15 protein-coding genes are annotated in these 16183 nt (G+C 55.9%); 8 read left to right on the top strand and 7 right to left on the bottom strand.

Annotation, left to right across the window (positions count from 1 at the left end):
* The first annotated feature begins 15 nt into the window (after positions 1-15).
* The 4 genes from JTA15_RS06270 to JTA15_RS06255 all read left to right on the top strand — a co-directional run bounded on the left by JTA15_RS06270 (position 16) and on the right by JTA15_RS06255 (position 5004).
* Positions 16-888 (top strand): manganese catalase family protein, encoded by an 873-nt coding sequence (locus tag JTA15_RS06270; protein ID WP_020884190.1) that lies wholly within the window; start codon positions 16-18, stop codon positions 886-888.
* 68 nt (positions 889-956) lie between these two features.
* Entirely contained in the window at positions 957-2360 is a 1404-nt protein-coding gene (locus tag JTA15_RS06265; protein ID WP_014170002.1) for a cytochrome ubiquinol oxidase subunit I, read from the top strand.
* Positions 2360-3370, top strand: a complete 1011-nt coding sequence (cydB, locus tag JTA15_RS06260; protein ID WP_032678126.1) for a cytochrome d ubiquinol oxidase subunit II — start codon at positions 2360-2362, stop codon at positions 3368-3370. Before JTA15_RS06265 ends, cydB begins: the two co-directional genes overlap by 1 nt.
* Before the next feature lie 44 nt (positions 3371-3414).
* Positions 3415-5004 (top strand): alpha-amylase family protein, encoded by a 1590-nt coding sequence (locus tag JTA15_RS06255; protein ID WP_255580222.1) that lies wholly within the window; start codon positions 3415-3417, stop codon positions 5002-5004.
* Here JTA15_RS06255 and JTA15_RS06250 read toward each other — a convergent pair whose 3' ends face one another.
* From JTA15_RS06250 to JTA15_RS06235, 4 genes are read right to left on the bottom strand one after another with little or no spacing between them, the layout of a single operon-like run.
* Positions 5005-5991, bottom strand: a complete 987-nt coding sequence (locus JTA15_RS06250; RefSeq protein WP_025204235.1) for an SDR family oxidoreductase — start codon at positions 5989-5991, stop codon at positions 5005-5007.
* A 17-nt stretch (positions 5992-6008) separates the two neighbouring features.
* Entirely contained in the window at positions 6009-6527 is a 519-nt protein-coding gene (locus tag JTA15_RS06245) for a 2-oxo-tetronate isomerase (RefSeq protein WP_014169998.1), read from the bottom strand.
* Between the two features lie 11 nt (positions 6528-6538).
* Positions 6539-6985 (bottom strand): DUF421 domain-containing protein, encoded by a 447-nt coding sequence (locus JTA15_RS06240; protein WP_219372986.1) that lies wholly within the window; start codon positions 6983-6985, stop codon positions 6539-6541.
* Between the two features lie 9 nt (positions 6986-6994).
* Positions 6995-7498, bottom strand: a complete 504-nt coding sequence (locus tag JTA15_RS06235; protein WP_219372985.1) for a hypothetical protein — start codon at positions 7496-7498, stop codon at positions 6995-6997.
* 138 nt (positions 7499-7636) lie between these two features.
* On the opposite strand from JTA15_RS06235, the gene JTA15_RS06230 reads away from it, so the two are divergent.
* The 4 genes from JTA15_RS06230 to JTA15_RS06215 all read left to right on the top strand — a co-directional run bounded on the left by JTA15_RS06230 (position 7637) and on the right by JTA15_RS06215 (position 12749).
* On the top strand, positions 7637-8026 hold the full coding sequence (locus JTA15_RS06230; protein ID WP_020884197.1) for a YdeI family stress tolerance OB fold protein: 390 nt from the start codon (positions 7637-7639) through the stop codon (positions 8024-8026).
* A 64-nt stretch (positions 8027-8090) separates the two neighbouring features.
* Positions 8091-8975: an SDR family oxidoreductase gene (locus JTA15_RS06225; RefSeq protein ID WP_014169994.1), complete on the top strand. Its 885-nt coding sequence runs from the start codon at positions 8091-8093 to the stop codon at positions 8973-8975.
* 186 nt (positions 8976-9161) lie between these two features.
* On the top strand, positions 9162-10085 hold the full coding sequence (locus JTA15_RS06220) for a LysR substrate-binding domain-containing protein (RefSeq protein ID WP_014169993.1): 924 nt from the start codon (positions 9162-9164) through the stop codon (positions 10083-10085).
* A 282-nt stretch (positions 10086-10367) separates the two neighbouring features.
* Positions 10368-12749, top strand: coding sequence for a glucose/quinate/shikimate family membrane-bound PQQ-dependent dehydrogenase (locus JTA15_RS06215; protein ID WP_219372984.1), 2382 nt, complete (start codon positions 10368-10370; stop codon positions 12747-12749).
* Between the two features lie 57 nt (positions 12750-12806).
* Here the strand turns inward: JTA15_RS06215 and JTA15_RS06210 are convergent, their stop codons facing one another.
* From JTA15_RS06210 to JTA15_RS06200, 3 genes are all read right to left on the bottom strand, one after another.
* Positions 12807-14498 (bottom strand): methyl-accepting chemotaxis protein, encoded by a 1692-nt coding sequence (locus JTA15_RS06210; protein ID WP_219372983.1) that lies wholly within the window; start codon positions 14496-14498, stop codon positions 12807-12809.
* Positions 14499-14659: 161 nt separating this feature from the next.
* Positions 14660-15778: an S-(hydroxymethyl)glutathione dehydrogenase/class III alcohol dehydrogenase gene (locus JTA15_RS06205; protein ID WP_014169990.1), complete on the bottom strand. Its 1119-nt coding sequence runs from the start codon at positions 15776-15778 to the stop codon at positions 14660-14662.
* Positions 15779-15811: 33 nt separating this feature from the next.
* Positions 15812-16087, bottom strand: a complete 276-nt coding sequence (locus JTA15_RS06200; RefSeq protein WP_014169989.1) for a metal/formaldehyde-sensitive transcriptional repressor — start codon at positions 16085-16087, stop codon at positions 15812-15814.
* Positions 16088-16183: the final 96 nt, after the last annotated feature.

The following is a 16183-nucleotide window of genomic DNA, read 5'->3' as shown; positions in this document are numbered from 1 at the left end:
CTCAGGAGAGAAGACATGTTTCGACACGTCAAACAATTACAATATACGGTTCGGGTTGCCGAACCGAATCCCGGCCTTGCCAATTTATTACTGGAACAATTCGGCGGCCCTCAGGGCGAGCTGGCCGCCGCCTGCCGTTACTTTACTCAGGGGTTGAGTGATGACGACCCGGGTCGTAAAGATATGCTAATGGATATCGCGACCGAAGAGTTAAGCCACCTTGAAATTATCGGTACCCTGGTGGGTATGCTTAATAAAGGGGCTAAAGGCGCACTGGCGGAGGGCGTGGAAAATGAAGCCGAGCTGTATCGGTCCATGACCGAAAACGGTAATGACAGCCATATCACCTCCCTGCTTTACGGTGGCGGTACTCCGTTGACCAACTCCGCCGGGGTGCCGTGGACGGCGGCTTATGTCGACACCATTGGCGAGCCGACCGCCGATCTGCGCTCAAATGTGGCAGCCGAGGCCCGAGCGAAGATCATCTATGAACGGCTGATTAACGTCACGGACGATCCAGGCGTGAAGGATGCGCTGGCGTTTCTGATGACGCGTGAGGCAGCGCATCAGCTCTCCTTTGAGAAGGCGCTTCAGTCCATTCGTAATAATTTCCCTCCGGGAAAACTGCCGCCAATCGAGGAATACACCAACAAGTACTACAATATGTCTGAAGGTGGAGAGGTTCGCGGAAGCTGGAACAGCGATAAACATTTCGACTACGTTGAATCCCCCCAACCTGCCGTTGACGGCGGTGACGGGAGTGCAAGCGTGACGCTGACGACCGAACAGGCCACGCTGGTCAAAGCGATGTCGGCCCGCACGAAGTCCGATCCACATTCCGACCCGCTGACCGGCGCCGAACTGGGTGCCGGGAAGAAAAAACCGTAACCGATTTTGCCAGGCAGCCCCGGACTGCCTGGCAATCCTCGTGCGCAACAGTTCCAGAGGTACGGACCATGTTCGAACTCGACGCATTTCACCTCGCCAGAATCCAGTTCGCTTTTACCGTCTCGTTCCATATTCTCTTCCCGGCGATCACCATCGGTCTTGCCAGCTATCTGGTGGTGCTCGAAGGGATGTGGCTTCGCACCAAAAATGAGGTGTGGCGCTCGCTGTATCATTTCTGGCTAAAGATATTTGCCGTTAACTTCGGCATGGGGGTCGTTTCCGGTCTGGTCATGGCCTATCAGTTCGGCACTAACTGGAGCGGATTCTCACAGTTTGCCGGCAGTATCACCGGCCCTCTCCTGACCTATGAAGTCTTAACCGCCTTCTTCCTCGAAGCCGGATTTCTTGGCGTGATGCTGTTCGGCTGGAACAAGGTCGGCCCGGGCCTGCACTTCTTCTCGACCTGTATGGTCGCGCTGGGTACGCTGATGTCCACCTTCTGGATCCTCGCCTCCAACAGCTGGATGCACACGCCCCAGGGGTTCAGTATTCAGAACGGTCAGGTTATTCCGGAGGACTGGCTGGCCATCATTTTTAACCCCTCCTTCCCTTACCGTCTCATTCACATGGCTATCGCCGCGTTCCTGAGCAGCGCGCTGTTTGTGGGGGCGTCGGGCGCATGGCATCTGCTGCGCGGCAACGACACGCCCGCGATACGCACCATGTTTTCCATGGCAATGTGGATGGCCCTGCTGGTCGCGCCCATTCAGGCCATCGTCGGTGATATGCATGGCCTGAATACCCTCGAACATCAGCCAGCCAAAATTGCCGCCATCGAAGGTCACTGGGAGAACCCGCCAGGCGAAGCGACACCGCTGCTGCTGTTTGGCCTGCCGGATATGGAGCAGGAGCGCACCCGCTACGCGCTGGAAATTCCTGCCCTTGGCAGTCTGATTCTGACCCACAGCCTGGATAAACAGGTCCCGGCACTGAAAGACTTCCCGAAAGAAGATCGTCCGAACTCACCGATTGTTTTCTGGTCATTCCGCATTATGGTCGGCATGGGTCTACTGATGATCACGCTGGGTCTGGTCAGCGTCTGGCTACGCTATCGCCATCGACTCTACCAGTCGCGGCCCTTCCACTGGTTCGCGCTGTGCATGGGACCGGCGGGCCTACTGGCGCTGCTGGCTGGCTGGGTCACCACCGAAGTGGGTCGTCAGCCGTGGGTGGTGTATGGCTATCTGCGCACAATCGACGCGGTCTCGCTGCACAGCACGCTGCAGATGAGCATCAGCCTGCTGGCCTTCTTTGTGGTCTATTCGTCGGTGTTTGGCGTGGGCTACGTCTACCTGATTCGGCTTATCAAGAAAGGTCCGCAGCCCGTTGATACCTTGACGTCAAATACCTCGGGCACCCCTGCCCGTCCGCTGTCTGCCGCTGAGTCTGTTCCGGAACAGGAGAGAAACTGATGGGCGTCGATATCTCAGTTATCTGGTTTGCCATCATCGTGTTCGCCACGCTGATGTATATCATCATGGATGGCTTTGATTTGGGCATCGGGCTGCTCTTTAACTTCGTGGGCGATGCCAGAGAGCGTGACGTAATGGTCAACAGCGTGGCGCCGGTGTGGGACGGCAACGAGACCTGGCTGGTGCTCGGCGGTGCGGGGTTGTTCGGCGCGTTTCCGCTGGCCTATGCGGTGATTATCGATGCGCTGACCATCCCTCTTACCGCCATGTTAATTGGCCTTATCTTTCGCGGCGTGGCCTTTGAGTTCCGCTTTAAGGCAACGCCTTCGCACCGCAAATTCTGGGACTACGCCTTCGCCGGCGGCTCTTTGCTTGCCACCTTCAGCCAGGGGGTGGTGGTGGGAGCAGTGATTAACGGCTTTGACGTTGAGGGCCGGCGCTTTGTCGGCTCCGCCCTTGACTGGTTAACGCCCTTCAATCTTTTCTGCGGCATCGGGCTGGTAGTGGCCTACACCCTGCTCGGTACCACGTGGCTTATCATGAAAAGTGAAGGCGCGTTGCAAAACCGCATGCGTGAACTGACCCGGCACGTGCTGCTGGCGCTGGTGGTGGTGATCGCGGTGGTGAGTATCTGGACGCCGCTCGGCTGGCAGTACGTTGCCGACCGCTGGTTTACCTTCCCCAACTTCATCTGGTTCCTTCCGGTTCCCCTGCTGGTAGGCGTGTTTAGCCTGTGGATCTGGCGACTGACGCACAACCCGGCCAGCCACTCGCGTCCCTTCCTGTTGACCCTTGGGCTGATCTTCCTCGGATTTAGCGGTCTGGGCATTAGCCTGTGGCCTAACATTATTCCGCCGCGCATTACCCTGTGGGAGGCTGCGGCACCACCGGCCAGCCAGCTGTTTATGCTGGTCGGAACGTTACTGATTATTCCGGTGATTCTGGTGTACACCGCCTGGAGCTACTACGTTTTCCGGGGCAAAGTTTCCGACACGGAAGGTTATCACTGAGGTGAACTATGGCAGACTGGCATACCCGAGCCATTATTTATTAGATTGATACTGCACTCTTTTATGATTTAAACGGCGATGGCTGCGGGGACATCGCCGGGATTGGCGCAAAGCTGCGCTACATTCGCCGCATGGGGGCGACGGTTATCTGGATCACCCCTTTCTACCTCACCCCGTTTCTGGATGAAGGCTACGACGTCAGCGACCATCTGCAGGTTGATCCTCGCTTCGGAAAGCTGGCCGACATTATCGCCTTTATTGAACAGGCCCGGGAGCTGGGTATGCAGGTCATTATTGAGCTGTTGATTCAGCACACCTCGGACGCCCATCCCTGGTTTCAGCAGGCTCGCCGCAACCCAACTTCACCTTTTCGTGACTACTACATCTGGTCGGATAATAACGAGGACGATACCTCCCCGATGTTTCCCGGCGTGGAAGAGAGCGTCTGGACATGGGATGACGAGGCCGGGCAATACTACCGACATATGTTCTATCACCACGAGCCCGACCTGAATCTGACCTGCCCCGCGCTGCTCAACGAGATCGAAAATATTATCCTCTTCTGGCTCAAGCTCGGGGTGTCGGGATTTCGCCTCGATGCCGCAACGCACCTGACCGCGCAGGCAGGCGGCGGTGACGAGAAAAAGGGGTTATGGATCCTGGAGCATATGCGCCGCCTTATTGAAGCACGTAATCCGGAAGCGATCCTGCTCGGTGAGGTGGACGTCGACGTGGAGGCGTATAAAGACTATTTCGGCGAAAATAACCGTCTGAATCTGGTGCTAAATTTCTGGCTCAATAAGTATTTCTACGTCAGCCTTGCCAGGAAAAGCGCCCGACCGCTGCGCAATGCCATAAAGAAGATGATTGTCCCGCCTGACTCGTGCTGCTTTGCCAACTGGCTGCGCAACCACGATGAGTTGGATCTGGAAGGGATCGGTAAAAAAGAGAAACAGATTGTGGTCGACACCTTCGCCCCTGACGAAGAGATGAACGTCTACCAGCGCGGGATACGACGCCGTCTGGCACCGATGTTAAAGGGCGATCAAAAACGGCTGGCGTTCTGCCACGCGGTGCTCTTCTCACTCCCGGGCGTGCCGGTCATGCGCTACGGCGATGAGATTGGCATGGGTGACGATCTGACGCTGGAAGAGCGCTATGCCGTGCGAACGCCAATGCAGTGGGCGGGGTCAGAAGGCGGTGGCTTTTCAGCAGCGGATCCTGAGCGGTTTATCGCCCCGATCATCGATCGCGGTCCCTGGCGTTATCAGAAAATCAACGTGGCCGATTCCCTGCTGCACCGCAATTCCCTGCTGCACCGGATCATCGACATGGCCAATACGCGCTCTGAATTTCCGGAGATTGCTGTCGCACCGTTTCGTCTCATCAATATTGATGATGACGCGGTACTGGGCATTTATTACGAGGCCGAAGCGCGCAGTATCCTGACCTTCGTTAACTTTAGCGACAAGCCGGTCCAGTTTATCGCCCGCGGGATCCGTCACGCCACCTGGACCGCCTGCCTGGCGGATAAACGCTATGACGACGCGCTGATCTGTGGCAAAACCGTCCAGCTTACCCTCAGCGGCTACGGCTATCGCTGGTTCTGGACTAACCGTAGCGCGCTGCGCTGATTACCTTTTACGCCGGGTCATCAGCCGCGTCAGCACAACGCCCGCCACCGCGAGGGAGCCTAACAGGACTTTCCCGGGCACACCTGACGTGATCGCCGTGGCGCGGTTTTTCGCTTCCGGGGTAAAACGCCCATGGATTTTGTGCAGGTCGTTGACCGGCTGGTCGAGATAATCCTGGCGATCCCGGTCATTCAGATCGTCAGTCATCTGACCTTCCCAGGCCTTCTTCACCATTAGTCGGTCCAGGAAACCCGGGAAGAGGAATTGTCCGACGATCGACTGAATGGTACTGCTGCCCACCCACAGTTCGCGCACCGGTTTTTGCGCGACCTTAAAAATCGCACTCGCGGCGACTTCAGGCTCAAACACCGGCGGAACCGGACGCATAGCCCAGGCGAATTTGTTTCTTGCCCAGTCAAACTGCGGTGTATTCAGCCCCGGCATCTGCACCATTGAAAGCTGCACCCGGCTGTTCTCATGCATCAGTTCCGTGCGCACCGCATCGGTGAATCCCCGAATCGCCGCTTTGGCGCCGCAGTAGGCCGATTGCAACGGGATCGAGCGGTAGGCCAGCGCGGACCCGACCTGAATAATCACGCCGCGATCGCGTGGCACCATCAATTCCAGCGCGGCGCGGGTTCCGTTTACGAAGCCAAGATAGGTCACGTCAGTGACGCGGCGAAATTCATCCGGCGTCAGGGTACGAAACGGTGCCAGCACCGCACCCATCGCATTGTTAACCCACACATCAATCGCGCCGAGGCGATATTCAATCTCGTTTGCCGCGTCCACCACCGCCTGGCTGTCGGCGACATCCGCCTGTACCGCACAGGCTTTGACGCCAAAACGCGTTAACTCCTCCTGGGTCGAGTGCAGGCTTGTCTCATCGCGGGCAATAATGCCCACATCGTAGCCTGCCTTTGCGAAGTGCAGCGCCGTTGCCTTTCCCACACCCGCCGTACCGCCGGTAATGACAATCACAGCCATAGAACCTCCGCGTTAATTTACTCGTTATCCCAGCCGGATAATCTGGTCACTAATTCAGACAATGAATACTGCACCGCCTTCTCTACCACATCCTGGCAGTCGCCGGAAAACAGGACGGTACGGGTTTCCGTGTGTCCGCGAAGGTTCCAGGCGAAGCAAACGGTCCCTGCCGCCGTGCCATCGTCACCCCCTTCTGGCCCGGCATAACCGCTGATGGCAATACTGACATCCGCCTGGGCAATCTCCAGGATCCGGGCGGCCATTTCGGTCACCGTCTGTTCACTCACGGCCGTATACCGTTCAAGGGTCTCAGGACGCACGCCCAGAATGCGCTCTTTTGCGCCGTCACTGAACACGACCAGGCCGACATCATAAAATTCGGCCGTGTTCTCTTCAGCACAAAGGGCGACGGAGAGTTTTCCGCCGGTGCAGGATTCTGCCGTGGTTAAGCGAAGCCCTAAGTCTGTCAATTTGCTCGCCACTTTTTTGGTCAGTTCGGCGACGGTATAATTGTTATCATGGTGAAGGTTGCTCATTTCGTGGCCTCTTACTTCTCAAAAGGAATGATTGAAATATGACCATTGCGCTCAAGAATGGCATATTTAATTTCACTCAGCTGCGTAACGCCATTATTCTGGCGTGCTGATACCAAAATATCATCACAGGAAACGTCGACTTTTTTGAGTTTATCTGCTAGCAGCACGCCGTTCTCAACCAATATCACCGGAGTGCCATCAAGAATATTTTCTACCGGTGAGAAATATTTTTTCATTATCCCAAAGATAATATCCACTACCACCAGCGTGGTAATGGTAATCATTGCGCCGGTGACCGAAAAATCTTCCCCGAGCAGCGCCTGTTGCGTCGCCTCACTGATAATTAACAGGAGAATCAGATCAAAGCTGGTCATCTGCAGCAAAGCGCGCCGTCCGGCAACTTTAAATACCACGACGAGGAACAGGTAAATAGCCAGCGCACGAAAGACCATATCCATATCAGCCTCCTACGGGTAAATAAATTGCCAGAAAGGGATTTCCGGCTCGTCGTTTATGCGAACGACATTGTCCCATTTACCTGCGCGTGCAGGGGTCGTGAAAAGTAAGACAGAGAAGTTGTCGGACATTTTCAGGTTGTTATAAACAAAAAAGAGCGTATTCCCGCGACTGAACATGCTGTCCGGTTGCGGCCAAACGCTTCCTGGCTCGTAAACATCGTTGCTCTCGCTGGTCACACTCAGGGTGTATTTCCCTTCTGTTCTGACCGGGAATGAAAGGTGGATCTTCGACTCAGTCTGGCGTCGGCCAAAGCGCTCGTAGTTGATGGTCAGCGACTTTGCCAAGTTTGTTCTTTGCGTATCACTCACCACTCCGCTTGAAAAGAAGCCCGCTATCGCCGCAACGATAATGGCCAGCAGGACAATAAAACCCACCTGACGAAATCCATATTCAAACGTCAGCAATCGGTAATTCTCATCTATCCCAGGTAACTTATCACTTTGATGCTTCATGGCGGCTATCACCGTTTCGCTTATTAACCGATATTTTTGATTTCAAAAGCGAATGTTTTTAAGACTTATCACATTTGCCACATAAAGGAATAGCAACAATACTTAATAAGTCAAGACACACAAAATGAAGGATATCAGATGAAATTATCGCTTATTTCCGCTTTTTTGATATTTCTGGTACCGGCCGCATGGGCAGATAATAACGGCGGGTTACAAAAAGGTGAAGCACCGCCACCGCCGCACGCACTGGATAGCGGTTATCGTGGAACCGATGACGCACGAATTATGACCATCGATCATGCAAAAGAAATGCATGATGGTGCGACTATTTCATTACGCGGAAACCTTATTGACGGTAGCGGCGATAAGTTTGTATTCCAGGATAAAACCGGAAAAATAGACGTTATTATTCCCCAGGCAGTATTCGACGGCAGAACAGTAAAACCCGATCAGATGATCAGTATCAACGGATCGCTTGATAAGAAATCATCGCCGCCTGTCGTGCGCGTCGATCATTTGCAGAAATAATTCAGCGAAGCGTTAACGCTGCAACTATCCATCAAATCTCACCCCTTGGCTTAAGGAGTCAGCTATGAGTGATACTACACAACGTCAGAACGCTTACCCGCAACCCCCTTTCCCGGAGCAACCGCAAACGCCGCCGGGACTGGCATCAGAAATGCAACCCGTACCCGACCACGGGGAAACGAGCTATAAAGGGCATGGCCGCCTTGCCGGCAAGAAAGCATTGATCACCGGAGGTGACTCCGGTATTGGTCGCGCAGTCGCGATCGCTTACGCCCGTGAAGGGGCTGACGTCGCAATTAACTATCTGCCTGAAGAAGAGAAAGACGCGGTTGACGTCATTGAGCTTATCAAAGCGGAAGGACGCATTGCCGTCGCGCTGCCGGGTGACATACGTGACGAGACGTTCTGCCAGAATCTGGTAGAAGAGGCGGTGGCCAAACTGGGGGGACTGGACATTCTGGTGAATAACGCTGGTCGTCAGCAATACCGTGAATCCCTTGAAGAGCTTACCACGGAAGATTTTGACGCGACCTTCAAAACCAATGTCTATGCGCCTTTCTGGATAACCAAAGCGGCGCTGCGCCATCTGAAACCGTCGGCCTCTATCATTAATACTTCCTCGGTCCAGGCGGTTAAGCCCAGCCCTGTGCTGCTGGATTATGCCCAGACAAAAGCCTGTCTGGCGGTATTCACCAAATCCTTAGCGAAACAGCTTGGGCCAAAAGGAATACGCGTCAACGCGGTTGCCCCGGGTCCTTACTGGACGGTGCTGCAGTCCAGCGGCGGCCAGCCGATGGAAAAAGTGAAAGAGTTTGGCGGTGATACCCCGCTGGGGCGTCCGGGTCAACCTGTTGAGATCGCACCGCTCTATGTCACGCTGGCCTCGGATGAATGTTCATTTACCTCCGGTCAGGTATGGTGCTCTGACGGCGGTGATGGCGTGATTTAACCCGGCTATACACTGACGTAACGCTCTCAATGTGCACGAAAAGAACAAGGACGTTCTTCCTCTCCCCCCTGCCAAAAAACATGTTGTAACTCAAACAGATCAAATGTTAAAAATATTTTGCTATCAAGTTATCAAAATTAAACAACTTAGCTTGTCACCCGCATCGCTCTGTTTTTAACATCGCCTATGGAAAAAAATGGTCTGTTCAGTCAGCGCATACGCTTGCGCCATTTGCATACATTTGTGGCCGTCGCTCAACAGGGAACGCTGGGGCGAGCGGCTGAAACTCTCAACCTAAGCCAGCCTGCGCTCTCCAAAACGCTGAACGAGCTGGAACAACTCACCGGAACCCGTCTCTTCGACCGCGGTCGGCTGGGGGCACAACTCACCCTCGTGGGTGAACAATTTCTTACGCACGCCGTCAAGGTTCTCGATGCGCTGAATACTGCCGGACAGTCGCTCAACCGCAAAGAGGAGCACGCCACGGAGATTGTGCGCGTGGGTGCCCTGCCAACGGCGGCACTCGGCATTCTGCCTCCGGTCATTGGGCAGTTCCACAAACATCAGCGGCATACCACTATTCAGGTTGCCACCATGAATAACACCATGCTGCTCGCCGGGCTAAAATCCGGCGAACTGGATCTCGGTATCGGGCGCATGTCCGACCCCGAGCTTATGGGCGGGCTTAACTACGAGCTGTTGTTCCTGGAATCCCTGAAGCTGGTCGTGCGTCCCGGTCACCCTCTGCTGCAGGATACGGTGACGTTAAGCCGCGTGATGGAGTGGCCGGTGGTAGTATCCCCAAAAGGCACCGTTCCGCGTCAGAACGCTGAGACACTGCTGCAGATGCAGGGCTGCTCACTGCCTTCAGGTTGCATCGAAACGCTGTCGGCCTCGCTTTCGCGCCAGCTTACGGTGGATTATGACTACGTCTGGTTCGTTCCCTCCGGCGCGGTGAAAGATGATCTCCGCCAGGGCACGCTTACCGCACTGCCGGTGACGTCGCCAGGTGCGGGCGAACCTATCGGTATATTAACCCGCGTGGATACCCCGCTCTCCCCGGGTGCGCAGACGCTGCTCAGCGCCATCCGCAAATCCATGCCTGCCTGAGACGCCTTTACAACCTCAACCACTAACCCGTCCTGTCGACGGGTTTTTTGTTTCTGTGGTCAAAAAATGCGAAATCATCCATTAACAATTGCGTAAAACAATTTAACAGTTTTATCATAGCCGCGAATTCACCAAATGGTTCGCATGCTATTTGTTAAACAGGAATTCAACCGCAAATGATGCGGGTAAACCGTATAAAACCTCATCCCCTTCCGCGATTATTACCCAATTGGTACATATTCGGCACCGTTCCGCAACGCGGGGGATTTAAAGGAGACAGAAATGGCATTTGGCAGCGCGCCACGTGGGATACCCCGTATCCTGCAGTGGCTCCTTGCCGGACTGATGACGCTCATCGGTCTGGCTGTTGGCGGCTTAGGTTTAAAGCTTGTTACCGTAGGCGGAAGTGGGTACTTCCTGATCATGGGCGTGGCGATGGTGATTGCCGCCGTCCTGATTTTCATCAACCGCGCCAGCGGGATCGTCCTCTATGGCATCGCGTTTATCGCCTCGCTGTTCTGGGCCGTCAGCGATGCCGGATGGGATTTCTGGCCGCTCTTCTCGCGCCTCTTTACGTTTGCCGTGCTGGCCTTCCTCTGTGCCATCGTCTGGCCGTTTATGCGCGCAGCAAACCACAACGCCCCGAACAAAGCACCGGCGTTTGGCGTCGCGGCCGTTCTGGCGGTCGTGATGCTGGTGAGCCTTGGCTGGATGTTCAAGCCGCAAACGCTGGTGGCGGCGAATGAGCCGGTACCGGTAAAACCGGTCGCACCGGGTCAGGAGCAGAAAAACTGGGCGCACTGGGGCAATACCACCCACGGTGACCGCTTCGCCGCCCTCGATCAAATTAACAAACAAAACGTGAACGAGCTGAAGGTGGCCTGGGTTGCCCACACGGGGGATATTCCTCAGAGCAACGGCTCCGGTGCGGAAGATCAGAACACCCCATTGCAAATTGGCGACACGCTGTATGTCTGTACGCCGTACAGTAAAGTCCTGGCGCTGGACGTCGACTCCGGTAAAGAAAAATGGCGTTACGACGCGAAAGCCTCAGCACCGAACTGGCAGCGTTGTCGCGGTCTGGGCTACTTTGAAGACCATAGCAGCGTGACAACGTCACAGGCAGATGCACAGCCTGCGGCATGCCCTCGTCGTCTGTTCCTGCCGACCACCGATGCGCGACTGATTGCTATCAATGCAGATAACGGCAAGGTCTGTGAAGACTTTGGCGATCGTGGCACCGTTGACCTGAGCATCGGGATGGGGGAAATCAAGCCGGGTTACTATCAGCAGACCTCCACGCCGCTGGTCGCGGGGAATGTGGTGGTGGTTGGCGGTCGTATCGCGGATAACTTCTCCACCGGCGAACCGCCGGGCGTCGTGCGTGCGTATGACGTTCATACCGGCAAGCTGGCATGGGCATGGGATCCAGGTAATCCGCAGCTGACCGGCCTTCCACCGGAAGGACAGACCTATACACGCGGCACGCCGAACGTCTGGTCTGCCATGTCTTACGATGCAAAACTGAACCTGATCTATCTGCCAACCGGCAACGCCACGCCAGATTTCTGGGCGGGTGAGCGTACGGCGCTGGATGACAAGTACAGCTCTTCCATCGTGGCGGTGGACGCCGCCACCGGTCAGGTGCGCTGGCATTTCCAGACCACCCACCACGACCTGTGGGACTTTGATCTCCCTTCCCAGCCGCTGCTGTACGATTTACCCGACGGTAAAGGTGGCACCACGCCGGTGCTGGTGCAGACCAGCAAACAGGGCATGATCTTTATGCTCAACCGCGAAACCGGCAAGCCCGTGGCGAAAGTGGAAGAGCGCCCGGTACCGGCCGGTAACGTTGAAGGTGAACGTTACTCCCCGACCCAACCGTACTCTGTTGGCATGCCGATGATTGGCAACCAGACGCTGACCGAATCGGATATGTGGGGGGCGACGCCAGTAGACCTGCTGCTGTGCCGCATTCAGTTTAAAGAGATGCGTCACCAGGGCGTCTTCACCCCACCGGGTCTCGACCGTTCCCTGCAGTTCCCGGGCTCCCTTGGCGGGATGAACTGGGGCAGCGTCTCAATCGACCCGAACAACAGCCTGATGTTCGTTAACGATATGCGCCTGGGCCTGGCAAACTACATGGTACCGCGTGCCAACGTGGCGAAAAACGCAAGCGGCATCGAGATGGGTATTGTGCCAATGGACGGTACGCCGTTCGGGGCTATGCGTGAACGCTTCCTGTCGCCGTTGGGCATTCCGTGTCAGAAGCCACCGTTTGGCACCATGTCAGCCGTTGACCTGAAATCAGGCAAGCTGGTGTGGCAGGTTCCGGTCGGTACGGTGGAAGATACCGGCCCGCTTGGCATTCGCATGCATATGCCGATCCCAATCGGTATGCCGACCCTGGGCGCGTCCCTCGCAACCCAGTCCGGTCTGCTGTTCTTTGCCGGCACCCAGGATTTCTACCTGCGCGCGTTTGATACCGCCACCGGGAAAGAGATCTGGAAAGACCGTCTGCCGGTCGGTAGCCAGTCCGGACCGATGACCTATGTTTCACCGAAAACCGGTAAACAGTACATCATCATCAACGCGGGGGGTGCCCGTCAGTCGCCGGATCGCGGTGATTACGTGATTGCCTACGCGCTGCCGGATAAGCAGTAACGCAATAAAAAAGGGACCTGACGGTCCCTTTTTTTTCACCCGTTTACCCCGGACGACTCAGAACGTTTCCCAGTTATCACCCGACACCGCAGGCGCAGGACGTAAAGGTGCGTTTTTCGCCGCTGGCGCAGACGAGACTGAACGGCCAGGCTTTGCGCCACTCAGACGAAATGCCCCGACTGCCTCGGTCAGACGCGCGCCCTGTTCTTCCAGGGAAGCCGCCGCCGCAGAGGCTTCTTCCACCAGCGAGGCGTTCTGCTGCGTCACTTTGTCCATCTCCGAAATCGCCTGGCTGACCTGCTCGATACCGCGGCTCTGTTCGTCGGAGGCGGCGGCAATTTCCAGCATAATATCGGTGACGCGTTTCACCGCATCGACGATGTCGTTCATGGTGTTGCCCGCGGCGACCACTTCACCGGAACCCTGATCGATCAGGGAAACCGACTCGTTGATCAGGCTTTCAATCTCTTTCGCGGCATTTGCACTTCGGCTCGCCAGGGTGCGCACTTCGCTCGCCACCACCGCAAAGCCGCGTCCTTGTTCACCCGCACGCGCTGCCTCTACTGCCGCATTGAGCGCCAGGATATTGGTCTGGAACGCAATGCTGTTAATTACCGCAGTAATCTCAGAGATCTTCTTCGAACTGGTGGAGATATTGCTCATCGTTTTCACCACGCCGGAGACCATCTGGCCGCCACGACTGGCTTTACCGGAGGCATCTTCCGCCAGCTTGCTGGCATGGTGCGCGTTATCGGCATTCTGTTTCACCGTCGCGGTCAGCTGTTCCATACTTGCGGCAGTCTGCTCAATGGCGGCCGCCTGCTGTTCGGTACGGGATGAGAGATCGGTGTTGCCAGCCGAGATTTCACTGGTTCCGCGATAGATCTCTTCCGCCCCCTGGCGTACGGTGCCGACCGTGGTCTCCAGCGAGTGCTGCATGGTTTGCAGGTCGCGCGTCAGTCGGCCAATTTCGCTGCGCCCGGCGACATCATCCGGCATCGTCAGGTCGCCTTTCGCAATGTTCTCGATTCGGGTGGCAGCACGCTGAAGCGGATTGATGACCGTGCGGCGCAGCACGATAAAGGTCAGCGCGGTCAACACCAGGGCCAGGGCAAACGCCCCGACCATAAACATCAGGCCCAGCTGCGTGCGGCTGTGCGCCTGCGCCGTCAGGGCATTGGCCCGGTCGGTACGGATCTTAATCGCCTTCAGCAGGACGGCGTTATAGGCGTCATCCAGCGGGCGCGCGGATTCGTTTTCATGGTTAATGATCGCTTCAAACATGCCGTTTTTGGCAAATTTAACCATCGGCTGAAGACCCGCGATATAGGCGTCAAAGCGTGTTTTCAGTTCGGCATCCAGCGCTTCATCCTCCGCCGTACGAACGGGGCGGTTCATGTACGCATTAAAGCCATCCTGAGACTGCTTAATACGTTTTTCCGCCTCGCTGATGTTCTGCTTCATTGCATCCATCTCGGCGATACGGCTGGCCGCGCCAGCGTGGATCATATTGATACGCGCGGTGCGAAGATGGTTAGAACTGTTCGACAGCCCCATACGCACCTGAATTTCTGATGTGACATCCTGCTGATCGGCGTCTGCCTGCAGCAGGAAATAGCCCGCCAGACCTGAGCTCAAGGCGAACAGCAAAATAATGCCACCGAGAATGGAGGAAAACAGCGGAACCAGCCTGATATGATGCAAAAAGCTCAGCGTGCGCTGCGCCTGCATCGTTGTTGTGTTGTCCATGACCGTCGACTCTCTTGTAGGTAAGATGCGTAAAAACACGCCTGTAAAATAGTCATCGGCACGGCTGGAGATTAGCTTACGGCTAAAAGCGCAAGGCAGGTCACACTTTAGAGAAGATTATGCAGGAAACGCCAGCGGCAAAAAAACCGCTGGCAGAAGAGTTACTTGTCGCCGAAGTGAATCACGGTACGGATGGACTTACCTTCGTGCATCAAATCGAACGCGTCGTTGATTTGCTCCAGCGGCAGGCGATGGGTAATGAACGGGTCGAGCTGAATTTTCCCGACCATTGCATCTTCCACCATGCCCGGAAGCTGGGTGCGCCCTTTCACGCCGCCAAACGCTGAACCACGCCACACACGGCCGGTCACCAGCTGGAATGGACGGGTTTTGATCTCCTGGCCCGCACCGGCAACGCCAATGATGATGCTCTCACCCCAGCCTTTGTGGCAGCATTCAAGCGCGGAGCGCATCACGTTAACGTTACCGATACATTCGAAGCTGAAGTCAACGCCGCCATCGGTCATCTCAACGATCACATCCTGAACCGGCTTATCGTAGTCTTTCGGGTTCACGAAATCAGTGGCACCCATTTCGCCTGCCAGGGTGAATTTCTCCGGGTTAGTATCGACAGCGATAATACGACCCGCCTTCGCCTGCACCGCCCCCTGGATTACCGCCAGACCGATACCGCCCAGACCGAACACCGCAACGGTGTCGCCCTCTTTCACTTTTGCGGTGTTATGCACCGCGCCAATCCCGGTGGTTACGCCGCAGCCCAGCAGGCAAACCTTATCCAGCGGCGCCTGTGGGTTCACTTTCGCCAGCGAAATTTCCGCGCACACGGTGTATTCGCTGAAGGTACTGGTGCCCATGTAGTGATAGATCGGCTCACCGTTATAGGAGAAGCGAGTGGTACCGTCTGGCATCAGACCTTTACCCTGAGTAGCGCGAACCGCCTGGCAGAGGTTAGTTTTGCCGGATTTACAGAACTTACACTCACCACATTCTGCCGTGTACAGCGGAATCACATGGTCACCCGGTTTCAGGCTGGTCACGCCCTCGCCGACTTCCACCACAATCCCGCCGCCTTCGTGGCCGAGTACCGCCGGGAACACGCCTTCAGGATCGTCACCCGAAAGGGTAAACGCATCGGTATGACACACGCCGGTATGGGTAATTTTGATCAGGACTTCGCCTTTCTTCGGCGGAGCCACGTCGATTTCAACGATTTTGAGCGGCTGGCCGGGGCCAAATGCGACAGCAGCGCGAGATTTCATAATGTCTCTTCCCTTATTGTGAGGTCTGTGGGTTTATTTTAGATAAGAGCGCAGCAAATGGCCGACTTCTGCCATGCGAACGGCCCGCTGGTCCGGCGTTGTCTCCCCGGTCACCAGCTCATCTTTGAGGTGAATTTCAACCATTTCGCCCATCAGCCCATTCGCAGCACCGCGCACGGCGGCAATTTGCTGCAGGATGGCCAGACAGGGGTCGCCCGATTCCAGTGCACGCTCAAGAGCATCAACCTGCCCTCGAATGCGGCGGACGCGCGTCAGAATACGTTTTTTATCTGCGGGTGAATGCGGCATACGCCCTCCTGATACTATAGGGGGGTATTGTATATTTTAAAACAGCTTTATGTAAACATTAGGTTTGACGTGGTTATCGTGTAGTTAGCTGAGGGG

The organism is Enterobacter sp. BIDMC 29, from assembly GCF_019378755.1.
GTDB lineage: Bacteria > Pseudomonadota > Gammaproteobacteria > Enterobacterales > Enterobacteriaceae > Enterobacter > Enterobacter ludwigii.
Note: the sequence above shows the minus strand (reverse complement) of the source record. Positions and strands in the feature narration are given on the sequence as shown.

Excerpts from the sequence above, each read along its gene's own strand:
- JTA15_RS06205 (WP_014169990.1), bottom strand. The coding sequence starts at position 15,778 with ATGAAATCTCGCGCTGCTGTCGCATTTGGCCCCGGCCAGCCGCTCAAA.
- cydB (WP_032678126.1), top strand. The coding sequence starts at position 2,360 with ATGGGCGTCGATATCTCAGTTATCTGGTTTGCCATCATCGTGTTCGCC.
- JTA15_RS06220 (WP_014169993.1), top strand. The coding sequence starts at position 9,162 with ATGGAAAAAAATGGTCTGTTCAGTCAGCGCATACGCTTGCGCCATTTG.
- JTA15_RS06200 (WP_014169989.1), bottom strand. The coding sequence starts at position 16,087 with ATGCCGCATTCACCCGCAGATAAAAAACGTATTCTGACGCGCGTCCGC.
- JTA15_RS06210 (WP_219372983.1), bottom strand. The coding sequence starts at position 14,498 with ATGGACAACACAACAACGATGCAGGCGCAGCGCACGCTGAGCTTTTTG.
- JTA15_RS06250 (WP_025204235.1), bottom strand. The coding sequence starts at position 5,991 with ATGGCTGTGATTGTCATTACCGGCGGTACGGCGGGTGTGGGAAAGGCA.
- JTA15_RS06230 (WP_020884197.1), top strand. The coding sequence starts at position 7,637 with ATGAAATTATCGCTTATTTCCGCTTTTTTGATATTTCTGGTACCGGCC.
- JTA15_RS06265 (WP_014170002.1), top strand. The coding sequence starts at position 957 with ATGTTCGAACTCGACGCATTTCACCTCGCCAGAATCCAGTTCGCTTTT.
- JTA15_RS06270 (WP_020884190.1), top strand. The coding sequence starts at position 16 with ATGTTTCGACACGTCAAACAATTACAATATACGGTTCGGGTTGCCGAA.
- JTA15_RS06245 (WP_014169998.1), bottom strand. The coding sequence starts at position 6,527 with ATGAGCAACCTTCACCATGATAACAATTATACCGTCGCCGAACTGACC.
- JTA15_RS06225 (WP_014169994.1), top strand. The coding sequence starts at position 8,091 with ATGAGTGATACTACACAACGTCAGAACGCTTACCCGCAACCCCCTTTC.
- JTA15_RS06240 (WP_219372986.1), bottom strand. The coding sequence starts at position 6,985 with ATGGATATGGTCTTTCGTGCGCTGGCTATTTACCTGTTCCTCGTCGTG.
- JTA15_RS06215 (WP_219372984.1), top strand. The coding sequence starts at position 10,368 with ATGGCATTTGGCAGCGCGCCACGTGGGATACCCCGTATCCTGCAGTGG.
- JTA15_RS06235 (WP_219372985.1), bottom strand. The coding sequence starts at position 7,498 with ATGAAGCATCAAAGTGATAAGTTACCTGGGATAGATGAGAATTACCGA.